Raw genomic sequence first — 17188 nt, 5'->3', positions numbered from 1 at the left:
GACTCTTCAGCGGGAAAGCGTAATATGCACCTCCCGCGTTACCGAGAAATATCTTAGTAACGAACGCTCTTTAACAATTTATCAGACAATCTGTGTGGGCACTCCACAAGACGATATCCAGAACCTTCGGGTTCAAAAAAATATCAAGTCTTGAAGAGTGACCAAGCAGTAATTCATTTAGTTGAATTATTACGAAAGTTAATTTTCGAGCATCGCTTCACGAGTTGAAGCAAATCAAGCTTTTAATTGAAGAGTTTGATCATGGCTCAGATTGAACGCTGGCGGCAGGCCTAACACATGCAAGTCGAGCGGTAGCACAGGGAGCTTGCTCCTGGGTGACGAGCGGCGGACGGGTGAGTAATGTCTGGGAAACTGCCTGATGGAGGGGGATAACTACTGGAAACGGTAGCTAATACCGCATAACGTCTACGGACCAAAGTGGGGGACCTTCGGGCCTCATGCCATCAGATGTGCCCAGATGGGATTAGCTAGTAGGTGGGGTAATGGCTCACCTAGGCGACGATCCCTAGCTGGTCTGAGAGGATGACCAGCCACACTGGAACTGAGACACGGTCCAGACTCCTACGGGAGGCAGCAGTGGGGAATATTGCACAATGGGCGCAAGCCTGATGCAGCCATGCCGCGTGTGTGAAGAAGGCCTTCGGGTTGTAAAGCACTTTCAGCGAGGAGGAAGGGTAGTGTGTTAATAGCACATTGCATTGACGTTACTCGCAGAAGAAGCACCGGCTAACTCCGTGCCAGCAGCCGCGGTAATACGGAGGGTGCAAGCGTTAATCGGAATTACTGGGCGTAAAGCGCACGCAGGCGGTTTGTTAAGTCAGATGTGAAATCCCCGCGCTTAACGTGGGAACTGCATTTGAAACTGGCAAGCTAGAGTCTTGTAGAGGGGGGTAGAATTCCAGGTGTAGCGGTGAAATGCGTAGAGATCTGGAGGAATACCGGTGGCGAAGGCGGCCCCCTGGACAAAGACTGACGCTCAGGTGCGAAAGCGTGGGGAGCAAACAGGATTAGATACCCTGGTAGTCCACGCTGTAAACGATGTCGACTTGGAGGTTGTGCCCTTGAGGCGTGGCTTCCGGAGCTAACGCGTTAAGTCGACCGCCTGGGGAGTACGGCCGCAAGGTTAAAACTCAAATGAATTGACGGGGGCCCGCACAAGCGGTGGAGCATGTGGTTTAATTCGATGCAACGCGAAGAACCTTACCTACTCTTGACATCCAGAGAATTCGCTAGAGATAGCTTAGTGCCTTCGGGAACTCTGAGACAGGTGCTGCATGGCTGTCGTCAGCTCGTGTTGTGAAATGTTGGGTTAAGTCCCGCAACGAGCGCAACCCTTATCCTTTGTTGCCAGCGCGTAATGGCGGGAACTCAAAGGAGACTGCCGGTGATAAACCGGAGGAAGGTGGGGATGACGTCAAGTCATCATGGCCCTTACGAGTAGGGCTACACACGTGCTACAATGGCGTATACAAAGAGAAGCGAACTCGCGAGAGCAAGCGGACCTCATAAAGTACGTCGTAGTCCGGATCGGAGTCTGCAACTCGACTCCGTGAAGTCGGAATCGCTAGTAATCGTAGATCAGAATGCTACGGTGAATACGTTCCCGGGCCTTGTACACACCGCCCGTCACACCATGGGAGTGGGTTGCAAAAGAAGTAGGTAGCTTAACCTTCGGGAGGGCGCTTACCACTTTGTGATTCATGACTGGGGTGAAGTCGTAACAAGGTAACCGTAGGGGAACCTGCGGTTGGATCACCTCCTTACCTAATGATATTGATTCGCGTGAAGTGCTCACACAGATTGTCTGATGAAAAAGTAACGAGCAGAAATACCTTTATAGGCTTGTAGCTCAGGTGGTTAGAGCGCACCCCTGATAAGGGTGAGGTCGGTGGTTCAAGTCCACTCAGGCCTACCACTTCTCGAAGTGGAAAAGGTACTGCACGTGACTGTATGGGGCTATAGCTCAGCTGGGAGAGCGCCTGCCTTGCACGCAGGAGGTCAGCGGTTCGATCCCGCTTAGCTCCACCATATAGTCCTGTATTTCAATACTTCAGAGTGTACTGGCAACAGTATGCTGCGAAGTATTTTGCTCTTTAACAATCTGGAACAAGCTGAAAATTGAAACATGACAGCTGAAACTTATCCCTCCGTAGAAGTATTGGGGTAAGGATTAACCTGTCATAGAGTCTCTCAAATGTAGCAGCACGAAAGTGGAAACACCTTCGGGTTGTGAGGTTAAGTGACTAAGCGTACACGGTGGATGCCTAGGCAGTCAGAGGCGATGAAGGGCGTGCTAATCTGCGATAAGCGTCGGTAAGGTGATATGAACCGTAATAACCGGCGATACCCGAATGGGGAAACCCAGTGCAATTCGTTGCACTATCATACGATGAATACATAGTCGTATGAGGCGAACCGGGGGAACTGAAACATCTAAGTACCCCGAGGAAAAGAAATCAACCGAGATTCCCCCAGTAGCGGCGAGCGAACGGGGAGGAGCCCAGAACCTGAATCAGTTCTTGTGTTAGTGGAAGCGTCTGGAAAGTCGCACAGTAAAGGGTGATAGTCCCGTACACTAAAATGCATTAACTGTGAGTTCGATGAGTAGGGCGGGACACGTGACATCCTGTCTGAATATGGGGGGACCATCCTCCAAGGCTAAATACTCCTGACTGACCGATAGTGAACCAGTACCGTGAGGGAAAGGCGAAAAGAACCCCGGCGAGGGGAGTGAAATAGAACCTGAAACCGTGTACGTACAAGCAGTGGGAGCACCTTCGTGGTGTGACTGCGTACCTTTTGTATAATGGGTCAGCGACTTATATTTTGTAGCAAGGTTAACCGTATAGGGGAGCCGTAGGGAAACCGAGTCTTAACTGGGCGAATAGTTGCAAGGTATAGACCCGAAACCCGGTGATCTAGCCATGGGCAGGTTGAAGGTTGGGTAACACTAACTGGAGGACCGAACCGACTAATGTTGAAAAATTAGCGGATGACTTGTGGCTGGGGGTGAAAGGCCAATCAAACCGGGAGATAGCTGGTTCTCCCCGAAAGCTATTTAGGTAGCGCCTCGTGAACTCATCTTCGGGGGTAGAGCACTGTTTCGGCTAGGGGGCCATCCCGGCTTACCAAACCGATGCAAACTCCGAATACCGAAGAATGTTATCACGGGAGACACACGGCGGGTGCTAACGTCCGTCGTGAAGAGGGAAACAACCCAGACCGCCAGCTAAGGTCCCAAAGTCATGGTTAAGTGGGAAACGATGTGGGAAGGCATAGACAGCCAGGATGTTGGCTTAGAAGCAGCCATCATTTAAAGAAAGCGTAATAGCTCACTGGTCGAGTCGGCCTGCGCGGAAGATGTAACGGGGCTAAACCATGCACCGAAGCTGCGGCAGCGACGCTTAGGCGTTGTTGGGTAGGGGAGCGTTCTGTAAGCCGTTGAAGGTGACCTGTGAGGGTTGCTGGAGGTATCAGAAGTGCGAATGCTGACATAAGTAACGATAAAGCGGGTGAAAAGCCCGCTCGCCGGAAGACCAAGGGTTCCTGTCCAACGTTAATCGGGGCAGGGTGAGTCGACCCCTAAGGCGAGGCCGAAAGGCGTAGTCGATGGGAAACAGGTTAATATTCCTGTACTCGGTGTTACTGCGAAGGGGGGACGGAGAAGGCTAGGCTAGCCGGGCGACGGTTGTCCCGGTTTAAGCGTGTAGGGGGAGTGACCTGGTAAATCCGGTTACTTATCAACCCTGAGGCGTGATGACGATGCACTACGGTGCAGAAGTAGTTGATGCCAAGCTTCCAGGAAAAGCCTCTAAGCATCAGGTAACACAGAATCGTACCCCAAACCGACACAGGTGGTCAGGTAGAGAATACCAAGGCGCTTGAGAGAACTCGGGTGAAGGAACTAGGCAAAATGGTGCCGTAACTTCGGGAGAAGGCACGCTGGCGCGTAGGTGAAGAGACTTGCTCTCGGAGCTGAAGCCAGTCGCAGATACCAGCTGGCTGCAACTGTTTAATAAAAACACAGCACTGTGCAAACACGAAAGTGGACGTATACGGTGTGACGCCTGCCCGGTGCTGGAAGGTTAATTGATGGGGTCAGCCGCAAGGCGAAGCTCTTGATCGAAGCCCCAGTAAACGGCGGCCGTAACTATAACGGTCCTAAGGTAGCGAAATTCCTTGTCGGGTAAGTTCCGACCTGCACGAATGGCGTAATGATGGCCAGGCTGTCTCCACCCGAGACTCAGTGAAATTGAACTCGCTGTGAAGATGCAGTGTACCCGCGGCAAGACGGAAAGACCCCGTGAACCTTTACTATAGCTTGACACTGAACATTGAGCCTTGATGTGTAGGATAGGTGGGAGGCTTTGAAGCGTGGACGCCAGTCTGCGTGGAGCCAACCTTGAAATACCACCCTTTAATGTTTGATGTTCTAACTCGGCCCCATAATCTGGGGTGAGGACAGTGTCTGGTGGGTAGTTTGACTGGGGCGGTCTCCTCCCAAAGAGTAACGGAGGAGCACGAAGGTTAGCTAATCACGGTCGGACATCGTGAGGTTAGTGCAAAGGCATAAGCTAGCTTGACTGCGAGAGTGACGGCTCGAGCAGGTACGAAAGTAGGTCTTAGTGATCCGGTGGTTCTGAATGGAAGGGCCATCGCTCAACGGATAAAAGGTACTCCGGGGATAACAGGCTGATACCGCCCAAGAGTTCATATCGACGGCGGTGTTTGGCACCTCGATGTCGGCTCATCACATCCTGGGGCTGAAGTAGGTCCCAAGGGTATGGCTGTTCGCCATTTAAAGTGGTACGCGAGCTGGGTTTAGAACGTCGTGAGACAGTTCGGTCCCTATCTGCCGTGGGCGTTGGAAGATTGAGAGGGGTTGCTCCTAGTACGAGAGGACCGGAGTGAACGCACCACTGGTGTTCGGGTTGTCATGCCAATGGCACTGCCCGGTAGCTAAGTGCGGAAAAGATAAGCGCTGAAAGCATCTAAGCGCGAAACTTGCCTCGAGATGAGTCTTCCCTGGGCCTTTAAGGCCCCTGAAGGAACGTTTAAGACTAAGACGTTGATAGGCTGGGTGTGTAAGTGCAGCGATGCATTGAGCTAACCAGTACTAATGATCCGTGAGGCTTAACCTTACAACACCAAAGGTGTTTTAGAGAGATTGTAGAGATTTTCAGCGAGTTCCGAGATTGGTTTCAATGGCTACGGGAGTAGCGGTTGGAATGAAACAGAATTTGCCTGGCGGCAATAGCGCGGTGGTCCCACCTGACCCCATGCCGAACTCAGAAGTGAAACGCCGTAGCGCCGATGGTAGTGTGGGGTCTCCCCATGCGAGAGTAGGACACTGCCAGGCATCAAATAAACGTTATCAGCCTGACAACTGGTAATGAGCAGGATCGCCAAGCGCGGTTTTGCCCACATCGAAAGATGTGACGTAAAAGAATCGGTGGAGCGGTAGTTCAGTTGGTTAGAATACCTGCCTGTCACGCAGGGGGTCGCGGGTTCGAGCCCCGTCCGTTCCGCCACTTATTTAAATTATGCCTGCTATCTTAGCGGGCATAATGTTAAGCGAGATTTAGGGGCGTAGCTCAGTTGGTAGAGCACCGGTCTCCAAAACCGGGTGTCGCGAGTTCGAGTCTCTCCGCCCCTGCCATATTAGAAACCCTTTGCGAAAGCGAAGGGTTTTTTTTTGCGTGAAATTTCCCCATCTCCCATAATTCCCCTGAAAGATCGCTTAAAACTCCCACCGAAATCGTTCCCAATTTAGACATTTTTAGCTGGATCCATGTACAAAATGGTTGTTCTGCCGTGATGTGATGCCGCGCATTATTCCTGCCCGATTTTCGACTACACCTTATGTGTGTCCAACCCTAAGGACACCCACTTCACCAGAAAAAATGCAGCATACACAACAACGATAATCCCTGCCCGGTGTGGTTCCATGCCAGGGCAACGCGAGGAGAACAACATGGTTAGACGTCTGCTGTTAGCGGCCGCCATTACTGGCGCTTTGGTAGGTACGGGACAGGCGGCACCGCTGGTCGTCGGCTTTTCACAGATTGGTTCCGAATCGGGTTGGCGTTCGGCGGAAACCAAGGTTTCGAAACAGGAAGCTGAAAAGCGGGATATCACGCTGAAAATCGCCGATGCGCAGCAAAAACAGGAAAACCAAATCAAAGCGGTCAGATCTTTCATTGCTCAGGGTGTTGACGCCATTTTCATTGCACCGGTTGTCGCCACCGGCTGGACGCCTGTGCTGCAGGAAGCCAAGGAGGCCAAAATCCCGGTATTCCTGCTCGACCGAATGATTGAGGTAAACGACCCTTCGCTGTATACCGCGGCGGTGGCTTCTGACAGCGTGCACGAAGGTAAAGTCGCAGGAGAATGGCTGGTGAAAGAGGTCGCCGGCAAGCCTTGCAACGTAGTCGAGCTACAGGGCACCGTGGGCGCCAGCGTTGCCCTCAACCGTAAGAAAGGTTTTGCTGACGGCATAGCCTCCGCCGCCAACGTTAAGATCATCCGCTCGCAATCGGGTGATTTTACGCGCAGCAAAGGTAAAGAAGTGATGGAAAGCTTCATCAAGGCTGAGCAAAACGGCAAAAATATTTGCGCCGTTTATGCACATAACGACGACATGGCAATCGGCGCCATCCAGGCGATCAAAGAGGCGGGCTTAAAGCCGGGCTCACAGATCAAAATCGTTTCTATCGACGGTGTGCCTGACATATTTAAGGCAATGATGAACGGTGAAGCCAATGCCACGGTCGAGCTAACGCCGAATATGGCCGGTCCGGCGTTTGATGCGCTGCTGGCGATGAAAAAAGAAGGTACCCCGCCGCCGAAGTTTATCCAGACCGAGTCCAAGCTGCTGCAACCGGATACGGCTAAACAGGAGTTCGAGCTGAAGAAAAGCATGGGCTATTAATCTACTCACCGACGGAACAGCAGATGGCTAACTCTCAGACGACGTTATTGACGATTAAGGGATTATCCGTTGAATTTCCTGGCGTAAAAGCGCTGGAGCAGGTTGATGTCACGTTGCAGCGCGGAGAGATCATGGCGCTGCTGGGCGAAAATGGCGCGGGGAAATCCACGCTGATCAAAGCGTTGACCGGGGTTTATCAGCGTTCCGCCGGCGAGGTATTACTGGAAGGCATCGCCATTGCCCCGCAGAGCACCGCGCAGGCGCAGATACTGGGCATTGGTACGGTTTATCAGGAAGTTAACCTGCTGGCGAACATCTCGGTGGCCGCCAACCTGTTCATCGGGCGAGAGCCCACGCGCTTCGGCCTGATCGATCAAAAAAAACTGCTGCGTCAGGCTCAGCAACTTTTACTGGGGTATGGGCTGCAGTTGGACGTCAGCCAGCCGCTGGGTAATTACTCCATTGCCATCCAGCAGATTATCGCTATCGCGCGGGCCGTCGATCTGTCCGCCAAAGTCTTGATTCTTGATGAGCCAACCGCCAGCCTGGATGCCAAAGAGGTCAGCATGCTGCTGGACATTCTCAGCCAGCTCCGTAGTCAGGGAATGGGAATGATCTTTGTTACCCATTTTCTCGATCAGGTTTATCGCATCAGCGATCGCATCACCGTACTGCGCAACGGCAAGTTAGTGGGAACGAAAGCCACCGCCGACTTACCGCGTATGGAACTGGTACAGATGATGCTCGGCCACGCGTTTGATGAGTCATTACTGAAACGCAGCGAGCATACGCCCTCAAAGGCGCCATCGTTGGTTGAATTCAGCGGTTATGGGCGGCGCGGGATGGTTGAGCCCTTTGATCTGCAGATTCGCCCGGGTGAGATTGTAGGGCTGGCCGGGCTGCTGGGATCGGGGCGTACCGAAACGGCCCAGCTCATATTCGGTATCAAACCGCGCGACAACGGCAGTGTAAAAGTCGAAGGGCGTGCGGTGAACATCCGGACGCCACGTAACGCTGCCAGCCTCGGCTTCGGGTATTGCCCCGAAGATCGTAAGACCGATGGAATCATCGGCGCTGCGACCGTGCGGGAAAATATCATTTTGGCCCTGCAGGCTCAACGCGGCTGGCTAAGGCCGCTCTCGCTGAAAGAGCAAACCCGCATTACTGAAAGCTATATCCAACTGTTGGGCATTCGTACTCCTGGGCCAGAACAGCAAATCCAGTATCTGTCCGGCGGTAATCAGCAGAAGGTGCTGTTGTCACGTTGGCTGGCGACGAAACCCCGTTTTCTGATCCTGGATGAACCGACGCGCGGCATTGACGTTGGTGCGCATGCCGAAATCATTCGCTTGATCGAAAAGCTCTGTGACGAAGGTCTGGCATTATTGGTGATCTCCTCCGAACTGGAAGAACTGGTGGGTTATGCCGATCGCATCGTTGTGCTTCGAGACCGGAAACACGTAGCGCAGCTTGAACATAACGCCATTACGGTGCCTGCAATCATGCAGGTAATAGCCGCACAACAGGGGGCAGGATGAACCTCAGGAGTCTCTCCATGACCAGTGGGCCGCGTAAAGTCAGGTGGGTCATCCCTGCCGGAGCAACGCAACTGGGGGCGCTGGCGGTGATTTTGCTTATCGACAGTCTGGTCGCCCCGAATTTCTTTTCCCTGCATATTCAAGATGGTCGACTGTTTGGCAGCGTAATCGACATTGTTAATCGCGGCGCACCGGTCGCGTTATTGGCATTGGGCATGACGTTGGTGATCGCCACTGGTGGTATCGACCTTTCGGTGGGAGCGGTGATGGCGATAGCCGGTGCCACGGCGGCAACGCTGACCAGCGCCGGTTATCCGCTGAGCTATGTACTGGCAGCCGCCCTGGCGGTTGGCACACTGTGTGGCCTGTGGAACGGGTTTTTGGTGGCGGTGCTGCAGATACAGCCGATTGTTGCCACGCTGATGCTGATGGTGGCTGGGCGCGGCATTGCCCAACTGATTACCGAAGGGCAAATCGTCACCTTTGAGCGAGAGGGGTTGGCGTGGCTCGGCAGCGGTACGCTGATGTATTTGCCGATGCCGGCGATCATTGCTGCGGTCATGCTGCTGTTGATCTGGCTGTTAACGCGTAAAACGGCGTTGGGACTGTTTATCGAAGCCGTAGGCATCAATCTGCGTTCCGCGCGTAATGCAGGTGTCAGCACCGGCTGGGTGGTGATGGCGGTGTATGTGATCTGCGGGCTGTGCGCCGCCGTTGCCGGCGTTATCGTCACGGCGGACATCCGTGGCGCTGATGCCAACAATGCCGGGTTGTGGTTGGAGCTGGATGCGATCCTGGCGGTTGTGATTGGCGGCGGTTCACTGTTGGGCGGTCGTTTTAACCTGTTGCTGTCGGTAGTGGGGGCATTAATTATTCAGGGGATGAATACCGGCATTCTGCTGTCCGGCTATCGGCCTGAGTTTAATCTGGTGTTGAAGGCGATTGTGGTGTTGGCGGTGTTGATGGTGCAATCGCCCAGCTTCACGCTGCGCCACCTGCTTGGGAGAAGAAAACCATGATCAAACGTAATCTTCCGCTGCTGATTACCGTCCTGGTGTTCCTTCTGGGCTACGCTTTTTGTCTGACGCAGTTTCCCGGCTTTGCCTCAACGCGGGTGTGGTGCGATTTGCTGACCGACAACGCCTTTCTGGGCATCGTCGCGGTCGGCATGACGTTTGTGATCCTTTCCGGCGGTATCGATCTGTCTGTCGGCTCGGTGATCGCCTTCACCGGGGTGCTGCTGGCCAAGTTGATCGGAACTTACGGCATTGCACCGGGTTATGCGTTCATCATCGCGCTGTTGATGGGGGCGTCGTTCGGCGCGCTGATGGGTTGGATCATTGATGTGCTGAAGCTACCGGCGTTTATTATTACGCTGGCCGGAATGTTCTTCGTACGGGGCATGAGTTTTATTGTTTCAGAGGAGTCGATTCCCATCGATCATCCGCTGTATGTGACGCTGGCGAACTATGCCTGGAAAATGCCGGGCGCTGGGCGCTTTACATTGTTGGCGCTGGTGATGCTATTGGTTGTGGCGGTCGGCATGGTGCTGGCGCACCGTACGCGCTTTGGGCATAACGTCTACGCCATCGGCGGTAATCGGGTCTCTGCCGCGCTGATGGGCGTACCGGTACAGCGTACCACCGTACTGATTTATATGCTCTCAAGCACGCTGGCGGCACTATCAGGGATCATTTTCTCGCTGTATACCTCGGCAGGTTATGCCCTGGCGGCCAGCGGCGTGGAGTTGGATGCCATTGCTGCCGTCGTGATTGGCGGTACCTTGTTGACCGGCGGCGTGGGCACCGTTTTGGGCACGCTGTTTGGCGTGCTGATCCAGGGATTGATTCAGAGCTACATTACCTTCGACGGCACGCTCAGTTCGTGGTGGACCAAAATCGTTATCGGTATTCTGTTGTTCTGCTTTATCGGCCTTCAGAAGGCGATAAGCGCGTTTTGGCTCAGCAGGCGAACCCAACCCCGACATCCTCGTTTGAAGCCGTTATAGCGCCTCATGCTGAGGTTTTCAAAGGTATTTTCAGCAGTTGCCGGATCAGCGGCTGCTGGTCGCTATTTTGCAACCAGACGGCGTACAGCGGGCGGATAATGGCCGGGATCTCGGCGATGGCGGTTAACTGCGGGTAATCATTCTCCCACTGACTGGGCAGGAAGGCGCAGCCACCGGTGGTTTCCAGCAGTTGCCGGGTCAGATGCGCAGAGGTAGTGGTGAGCACCGGCAGAGTGTCGCTCTCCAGCATGCGGCTTTCCTGCTGATGGAAATCCGCCCCCCATTCCAGCTTGATATAGGGCATTGGCGCATGTTGATCGCGCAGGGTGGAAGAGAACAGCCGCAACGAGAAATTCCCCAACAGCTGGCTGGCCAGTTCATCCATCTTTGGCGGCTCGGTGGTGATGAGCAAATCGAGCTGTCTTTCATGCAGCTGTTTTACCAAAGAGTGCCGTAGCGCCACCCTGGCCTCCAGCTGCAACGCCTCACGCTGCTGATAGAGCGACTGCAGCCAGGGGGTCAAATAAGCCTCCCACAATGACGCCGTGGCACCGATGGATAACTCGGTATGTTGCAGTGAACGCACCACCTCTTTTTTCGCCAGTTGCCAGGTCATCATCAGGCTCTCTGCATAGGGCAAAAGCCGCTCTCCAGCAGGCGTCAGGCGGATATTGTTGCGGTGACGGGTGAACAGATTCGCGCCCAATTGGTTTTCTAACTGGCGGATGCGGAAACTGACGGCAGACTGCGTTAAGTACAAGGATTCTGCGGCTCGGCCAAAGTGACGCGTTCTACTGACCTCCAAAAAGGTTTTCAGTAATTCGGTATCCACACCCATCTCCAGTAATTTTTATCGTTAAGATTTAAATGTTTTGTTTTACACAATGTCAAGCCTATCTAATACTCCGCGCCATAAACAGCACGGCCATGAGAGAATTAGGAGCGTGTCAGATGGCGGATAGCTTCACCACGACCAGTCGATTTTTTGATAATAAACATTACCCTCGCGGGTTCTCCCGTCACGGCGATTTCACCATTAAAGAAGCGCAATTGCTAGAGCGTTTCGGGTATGCGTTCAACGAGCTGGATACGGGTAAACGCCAGCCGGCCACTGAAGAAGAACAGTTGTTCGTCGCAGTGTGCCACGGTGAGCGCGAGCCGGTTACCGAGCAGGAAAAAGTATGGGCTAAATATCTGGCGCGCACACGTCGCCCGAAAAAATTCCATACTCTGTCCGGCGGTAAGCCGCAGGCTGATGCGGTGGAAGATTACACCGACAGCGAGGATTGATTTTAATGGGGCCTTTGGGCCCCATTATTATTCAAGGCTGCGGTGCAGCTGCAGCAGCAGGCGATCCATACTGCGGTAGCCAAGCGCTTCACTCAAGTGTCGCTTATCAATAGCCCGATCTCCTGCCAAATCCGCCAGCGTGCGAGCCACTTTCAGGATCCGCTGCCAGGCGCGAACCGATAATCCCAACCTGTTTAACGTCGTTTCAAGAAAATCCGCGTCCGCGTCGTTAAGTCGGCAATCCCGTTCGACCTCATGATTGTTCAGCAGGGCATTAATCTTCCCCGCTCGACTGAGCTGCCTTTCACGCGCCAACAGCACTCGTTCCCGTACCTGAGCGCTGTTTTCACCGGCAATGCGCTTTTTGCTAAGCAGGCCTGGTGGCAACAATGGCACTTCAATCGAGAGATCGAAACGATCGAGAAAGGGCCCTGAAAGCCGCCCCAGATAGCGCAGGACTTGCTGTGGCGATGCGCGGTTATGCATGCCCTGGTAATGCCCGGTAGGGCTGGGGTTCATGGCGGCGATCAGCTGTACCCGTGCCGGGAAGCAGACTTTGGCGCTGGCGCGTGAAACCACTATCTCGCCGGACTCCAGCGGTTCGCGCAGCGCATCCAGTACCCGCCTTTCGAATTCGGGCAGTTCATCCAGAAACAGGACACCATTGTGCGCCATGGAAATTTCACCCGGCCTCGGCAGCGAACCCCCGCCGACCAGAGCTGCCATCGAGGCGCTATGGTGCGGTGCGCGAAACGGCCGCTGTCGCCATGGCAGCGCTTGCGCAGCATGATGCAGCAGGCTGGCCACCGCGATGCTTTCCAGTGCTTCCTGATCGGTCAGCGGCGGGAGAAGGCCATTCAAGCGGCTGGCCAACATGGTTTTCCCGGTCCCTGGCGGTCCCACCAGCAGCAGGTTGTGGCCGCCGGCCGCGGCGATTTCCAGCGCGCGCTTTGCCTGTTCCTGACCCAGAATATCCTGCAGATCGGCCGGTTCGGGCGCGTTGTTCATTGCCGGCGGCGCATGGGCTACCGGTAAATCCTCTTTACCCAACACAAAGGCGCACACCTCCAACAGGTGGTCCGCCACCAGGGTTTTGCTCTGCGTAATTAGCCCCACCTCCGGCCCATTGGCGGTCGCCAAAACCAATTGCCGTCCTGACTCCATGGCGGCCAGCGCTGCGGGGATGGCTCCGCTGACGCCCCGTAGAGCGCCAGATAATGCCAGTTCGCCAAGGAATTCATAGTGAGCCAGCTTATCGGCCGGCAGCTGTTCGGAAGCCGCCAGGATAGCCAGCGCAATCGGTAGATCATAGCGACCGCCTTCCTTGGGCAGATCGGCCGGTGCCAGATTGACGGTAATACGCCGTGCGGGAAAGGTGAAACCGTTATTGATCAAGGCGCTGCGCACTCGATCACGCGCCTCTTTAACCGTAGTTTCCGGCAGGCCGACCATCGTCAGGCCGGGCAACCCATTGCTGATATGCACTTCCACCGTAACCGAAGGGGCCTGAACGCCCAGTGTGGCCCGGGTATAGATCACTGCCAGTGACATATTGCTCTCCTTGCTGAAGGCAACATGATGCGGGATGTGTTGCGACGTCGCGCTTTACCCTTGGAATATTTGCGCGATAAGCCGTAATTAAAATTATTGGTTTCAGATAGATAGCCTTTTTTTGTGCAGGGCTTCGCAAAGGGCGGCAATACCCCTTAACAATTACGCGAACGCTGCAACACATTAGCAGGCTAACCATGTTGCGACCGGAGGGGAAATGGGTGTATTTAACAATTGATTAAAATAAAAATCACCTATTTAACACAATCCGACCGCCGCTGCATTCTGCCGCGGCAGCCGCTAAACCTCATGACTTCGTACTCTACGGTAGGGATAACATTATGTTTGGTTGGACACCGCTGCAACGCAATGCAGCTATCGCCAGCTTTTCAAGCTGGACGCTTGATGCTTTCGATTTCTTCGTGCTGGTCTTTCTGCTCAGCGATATCGCGCAATCTTTCCATGTCGGTATGGAAGAGGTCACGCTGGCGATCCTGCTGACGCTGGCGGTACGCCCGATTGGTGCGCTGATCTTTGGCCGTGCGGCGGAAAAATATGGCCGCAAACCGATTTTGATGCTGAATATCGTGTTCTTCTCGGTGTTTGAACTGCTGTCCGCGGCGGCACCCTCGTTGACGATATTCCTGCTGCTGCGGGTACTGTACGGCGTGGCGATGGGCGGGATCTGGGGTGTGGCCTCATCGCTGGCGATGGAAACCATTCCCGATCGTTCACGTGGCCTGATGTCGGGGATTTTCCAGGCCGGCTACCCCTTTGGTTACCTGTTGGCGGCGGTAGTGTATGGCCTGCTGTTTGAAATTATCGGCTGGCGCGGCATGTTCGTGATCGGCGCGGCACCCATTTTATTGCTGCCGTTTATTTACTACTGCGTGCAGGAGTCGCCGGTGTGGCTGGCGGCCCGAGAACGCAAGGAAAGCAGCGCATTGCTGCCGGTGCTGAAGAGCCATTGGAAGCTGTGCGGCTACCTGGTGCTGCTGATGGCGGCGTTCAATTTCTTCTCGCACGGTACTCAGGATATGTATCCGGTGTTTTTGAAAGTTCAGCACGGTTTCGACCCTAAAACCGTCAGTATCATTGCCATTAGCTACAATATCGCGTCAATCATTGGTGGCGTTTTCTTTGGGGCACTGTCGGAAAAAATCGGCCGTAAGAAGGCGATCATCATTGCCGCCTTGCTGGCGTTGCCGGTGATCCCGCTGTGGGCGTTTTCCAGCGGTTCGCTGATGCTGGGGATTGGCGCATTCCTGATGCAGTTCATGGTGCAGGGGGCCTGGGGCGTGGTGCCGACTTACCTTACCGAATTGGTGCCGGCCAATACCCGCGCGGTACTGCCGGGGTTTGTTTATCAATTGGGTAATCTGATTGCTTCGGTCAACGCCACGCTGCAGGCGACGATAGCCGAGCATCATGGCCATAATTATGGGCTGGCAATGGCGATGATTGCCGGTACGGTGGCGATCGTGATTGCGTTGTTGGTGTTCTTCGGCAAGGACACGCGCGGTAAAGCGATCTCGGGTGCCGTGAAGTCCTCAGGCGTGCAGGCTAACGTTTGAATACCGGACATTTTGCGCGAGGTATGACCAGATTGCGCCGAATAATAACGCAAAAAAAGTGTTGTCATGCCGCGCGGGACTATGGTACCTCTGTAGGTATTAGTTCGAAACGAGCACAGTGAACAAACCCATTATGAAAGCCTTTGCCCAAGTGATTAGCCTAGTCGTGATTAGCGTGGTGGTGATTATTATCCCACCGTGCGGGGCTGCACTTGGACGAAGAATGGCTTAGAAAACAAGCCGGAATCGCAAGAGAACCCCCGCACCGAAAGGTCCGGGGGTTTTTTATTGGCAAGAGAAAAGTGAAGCGAGGATAAGAATATGAATAACAGAACAAAATCCTGCAGTTGTCGAAGTAAGGCGGGGAAATAACTATGAACGGGGCTCAGTGGGTAGTACAAGCATTGCGTGCACAGGGAGTTGATAAGGTATTCGGCTATCCAGGTGGCGCAATCATGCCGGTCTACGATGCATTGTATGACGGTGGGGTAGAACACCTACTGTGCCGCCACGAACAGGGCGCCGCAATGGCTGCCATTGGTTATGCCCGCGCAACCGGCAAAGTCGGTGTTTGTATCGCCACCTCTGGTCCCGGTGCCACCAATTTGATCACCGGCCTGGCCGATGCGCTGCTGGATTCGGTTCCGGTAGTGGCCATCACCGGCCAGGTGGGTTCCGCGCTGATTGGCACCGATGCCTTTCAGGAGATCGATGTTCTCGGCCTGTCTCTGGCCTGCACCAAACACAGCTTCCTGGTGGAATCACTGGACGCGCTGCCGGGCATCATGGCGGAAGCCTTTGCCATCGCCTGTAGCGGCCGCCCTGGCCCGGTACTGATCGACATCCCGAAAGACATCCAACTGGCCCACGGCGAGCTGCACCCGCACCTGGTGCCGGTCGTCGAAGAGTTGCATTACCCGGCGGCGGAGGTGGCGCAGGCCGCCGAGTTGCTGGCGCAGGCTCACAAACCGATGTTATACATCGGCGGCGGCGTAGGCATGGCGCAGGCGGTACCGGCACTGCGTGAGTTTATCGCGGTGACTCAAATGCCCAACGTTGTCACGCTGAAAGGGTTGGGCGCGGCGGATGCTGCTCACCCGTATTACCTCGGTATGCTGGGCATGCACGGTACCAAGGGCGCAAACCTGGCGGTGCAGGAGTGCGATCTGCTGATCGCTGTCGGCGCGCGTTTCGACGATCGCGTGACCGGGAAACTGAATGCGTTCGCGCCGCATGCCAAGGTGATCCACATGGATATCGACCCGGCGGAAATGAGCAAATTGCGCCAGGCACACGTCGCGCTGGAAGGCGACTTGAAGGCCTTGCTGCCGGCGTTGCAGCAGCCGCTGAAAATTGCCGCCTGGCAGCAGCGGGTGGTTGAGCTGAAGGAAGCCCACACCTGGCGTTATGATCATCCGGGCCAGCCGATCTACGCGCCGCTGTTGTTGAAACAGCTGTCCGAGCGCAAGCCGGCCAACAGCGTGGTGACTACCGACGTGGGCCAGCACCAGATGTGGAGTGCGCAGCACATGACCTTCGAGCGCCCGGAGAATTTCATCACCTCCAGCGGCCTGGGCACTATGGGGTTCGGCGTACCGGCCGCGGTTGGCGCCCAGATGGCGCGCCCTGAGGATACGGTGATCTGCGTATCGGGCGACGGTTCCTTCATGATGAACGTACAGGAACTGGGCACCATAAAACGCAAACAGCTGCCGCTGAAAATCGTATTACTGGATAACCAGCGTTTAGGCATGGTTCGCCAGTGGCAGCAGCTGTTTTTTGACGGGCGTTACAGCGAAACCAATCTCTCCGATAACCCCGATTTCCTGATGTTGGCCAACGCCTTTGGCATTCCCGGCCAGCGTATCACCCGTAAAGACCAGGTGGCAGACGCGCTCGACGCCTTATTCAACAGCGAAGGGCCTTACCTGCTGCATGTGTCGATCGATGAACTCGAAAACGTCTGGCCGCTGGTGCCGCCGGGTGCCGGTAACGAAACCATGTTGGAGAAAATCTCATGATGCAGCATCAACTCTCGATCCAGGCCCGTTTTCGCCCTGAAATGTTAGAGCGCGTATTGCGCGTCGTGCGTCATCGTGGCTTTCAGGTTTGTGCTATGAATATGGTTTCGGCGTCAAATACCGACAAGATTAATATTGAATTGACCGTTGCCAGCCAGCGCCCGGTGGATCTACTGTCATCTCAGTTGAGCAAACTGATGGACGTCTCCTGCGTTGAGATCCAACAGCAAACATCACAACAAATAAGCGCCTGA

The 17188-nt window shown here is 54.7% G+C and carries 11 protein-coding genes, 4 tRNA genes and 3 rRNA genes; 16 read left to right on the top strand and 2 right to left on the bottom strand.

Translation table 11 applies throughout. The annotated features are described in order from the left end of the window. Positions 1–243: 243 nt before the first annotated feature. From EBA31_RS24975 to yjfF, 11 genes are all read left to right on the top strand, one after another. Positions 244–1784, top strand: a 16S ribosomal RNA gene (locus EBA31_RS24975). A gap of 75 nt (positions 1785–1859) precedes the next feature. Continuing rightward, positions 1860–1936, top strand: a tRNA-Ile gene (locus EBA31_RS24970). Positions 1937–1973: 37 nt separating this feature from the next. Then, a tRNA-Ala gene (locus EBA31_RS24965) sits at positions 1974–2049 on the top strand. A 205-nt stretch (positions 2050–2254) separates the two neighbouring features. Further along, positions 2255–5162: ribosomal RNA gene (locus EBA31_RS24960) — 23S ribosomal RNA — on the top strand. Positions 5163–5264: 102 nt separating this feature from the next. After that, positions 5265–5380 (top strand): 5S ribosomal RNA (gene rrf / locus EBA31_RS24955). Together the 16S, 23S and 5S rRNA genes with 4 tRNA genes alongside form the textbook arrangement of a ribosomal RNA operon. Before the next feature lie 95 nt (positions 5381–5475). Next, positions 5476–5552: transfer RNA gene (locus EBA31_RS24950), tRNA-Asp, on the top strand. Positions 5553–5604: 52 nt separating this feature from the next. Beyond that, a tRNA-Trp gene (locus tag EBA31_RS24945) sits at positions 5605–5680 on the top strand. Between the two features lie 315 nt (positions 5681–5995). Next, entirely contained in the window at positions 5996–6952 is a 957-nt protein-coding gene (gene ytfQ / locus EBA31_RS24940; protein WP_122080445.1) for a galactofuranose ABC transporter, galactofuranose-binding protein YtfQ, read from the top strand. A 23-nt stretch (positions 6953–6975) separates the two neighbouring features. Then, positions 6976–8490 carry a galactofuranose ABC transporter, ATP-binding protein YtfR gene (gene ytfR, locus EBA31_RS24935; RefSeq protein ID WP_122080444.1) on the top strand — a complete coding sequence of 505 codons (1515 nt, stop codon included), beginning with the start codon at positions 6976–6978 and terminating at the stop codon, positions 8488–8490. Between the two features lie 17 nt (positions 8491–8507). Beyond that, positions 8508–9509: a galactofuranose ABC transporter, ATP-binding protein YtfT gene (ytfT, locus tag EBA31_RS24930; RefSeq protein WP_162302921.1), complete on the top strand. Its 1002-nt coding sequence runs from the start codon at positions 8508–8510 to the stop codon at positions 9507–9509. Beyond that, positions 9506–10498: a galactofuranose ABC transporter, permease protein YjfF gene (gene yjfF / locus EBA31_RS24925; protein ID WP_122080442.1), complete on the top strand. Its 993-nt coding sequence runs from the start codon at positions 9506–9508 to the stop codon at positions 10496–10498. Before ytfT ends, yjfF begins: the two co-directional genes overlap by 4 nt. A gap of 4 nt (positions 10499–10502) precedes the next feature. Here the strand turns inward: yjfF and hdfR are convergent, their stop codons facing one another. Beyond that, positions 10503–11330, bottom strand: coding sequence for an HTH-type transcriptional regulator HdfR (gene hdfR / locus EBA31_RS24920; protein WP_041415741.1), 828 nt, complete (start codon positions 11328–11330; stop codon positions 10503–10505). Between the two features lie 119 nt (positions 11331–11449). Between hdfR and EBA31_RS24915 the strand changes: the two genes are divergently transcribed. Continuing rightward, positions 11450–11788 carry a DUF413 domain-containing protein gene (locus EBA31_RS24915; RefSeq protein WP_020837497.1) on the top strand — a complete coding sequence of 113 codons (339 nt, stop codon included), beginning with the start codon at positions 11450–11452 and terminating at the stop codon, positions 11786–11788. A gap of 27 nt (positions 11789–11815) precedes the next feature. Here the strand turns inward: EBA31_RS24915 and EBA31_RS24910 are convergent, their stop codons facing one another. Next, on the bottom strand, positions 11816–13339 hold the full coding sequence (locus tag EBA31_RS24910; protein ID WP_122080441.1) for a YifB family Mg chelatase-like AAA ATPase: 1524 nt from the start codon (positions 13337–13339) through the stop codon (positions 11816–11818). A gap of 341 nt (positions 13340–13680) precedes the next feature. On the opposite strand from EBA31_RS24910, the gene EBA31_RS24905 reads away from it, so the two are divergent. The 4 genes from EBA31_RS24905 to ilvM all read left to right on the top strand — a co-directional run bounded on the left by EBA31_RS24905 (position 13681) and on the right by ilvM (position 17188). Next, positions 13681–14913, top strand: coding sequence for an MFS transporter (locus tag EBA31_RS24905; RefSeq protein WP_122080440.1), 1233 nt, complete (start codon positions 13681–13683; stop codon positions 14911–14913). Positions 14914–15046: 133 nt separating this feature from the next. After that, positions 15047–15145, top strand: coding sequence for an ilv operon leader peptide (gene ilvL, locus EBA31_RS24900; RefSeq protein ID WP_015962288.1), 99 nt, complete (start codon positions 15047–15049; stop codon positions 15143–15145). A 142-nt stretch (positions 15146–15287) separates the two neighbouring features. Beyond that, the gene (ilvG, locus tag EBA31_RS24895; protein ID WP_020837490.1) at positions 15288–16934 is read left to right on the top strand and encodes an acetolactate synthase 2 catalytic subunit; all 1647 of its coding nucleotides are present in this window, start codon (positions 15288–15290) and stop codon (positions 16932–16934) included. Beyond that, positions 16931–17188 (top strand): acetolactate synthase 2 small subunit, encoded by a 258-nt coding sequence (ilvM, locus tag EBA31_RS24890; RefSeq protein WP_020837489.1) that lies wholly within the window; start codon positions 16931–16933, stop codon positions 17186–17188. The genes ilvG and ilvM overlap by 4 nt, the downstream gene beginning before the upstream one ends.

The sequence above is a fragment of the Serratia sp. P2ACOL2 genome (genome assembly GCF_003691565.1).
Classification (GTDB): domain Bacteria; phylum Pseudomonadota; class Gammaproteobacteria; order Enterobacterales; family Enterobacteriaceae; genus Serratia; species Serratia liquefaciens.
The sequence above is the reverse complement of the archived record's forward strand: the minus strand, read 5'-3'. Positions and strand labels throughout refer to the sequence as shown.

Coding starts and splice junctions, on each gene's coding strand:
- yjfF (WP_122080442.1), top strand. CDS start 9,506: ATGATCAAACGTAATCTTCCGCTGCTGATTACCGTCCTGGTGTTCCTT.
- EBA31_RS24905 (WP_122080440.1), top strand. CDS start 13,681: ATGTTTGGTTGGACACCGCTGCAACGCAATGCAGCTATCGCCAGCTTT.
- ilvG (WP_020837490.1), top strand. CDS start 15,288: ATGAACGGGGCTCAGTGGGTAGTACAAGCATTGCGTGCACAGGGAGTT.
- ilvL (WP_015962288.1), top strand. CDS start 15,047: ATGAAAGCCTTTGCCCAAGTGATTAGCCTAGTCGTGATTAGCGTGGTG.
- EBA31_RS24915 (WP_020837497.1), top strand. CDS start 11,450: ATGGCGGATAGCTTCACCACGACCAGTCGATTTTTTGATAATAAACAT.
- ytfQ (WP_122080445.1), top strand. CDS start 5,996: ATGGTTAGACGTCTGCTGTTAGCGGCCGCCATTACTGGCGCTTTGGTA.
- ilvM (WP_020837489.1), top strand. CDS start 16,931: ATGATGCAGCATCAACTCTCGATCCAGGCCCGTTTTCGCCCTGAAATG.
- ytfT (WP_162302921.1), top strand. CDS start 8,508: ATGACCAGTGGGCCGCGTAAAGTCAGGTGGGTCATCCCTGCCGGAGCA.
- EBA31_RS24910 (WP_122080441.1), bottom strand. CDS start 13,339: ATGTCACTGGCAGTGATCTATACCCGGGCCACACTGGGCGTTCAGGCC.
- ytfR (WP_122080444.1), top strand. CDS start 6,976: ATGGCTAACTCTCAGACGACGTTATTGACGATTAAGGGATTATCCGTT.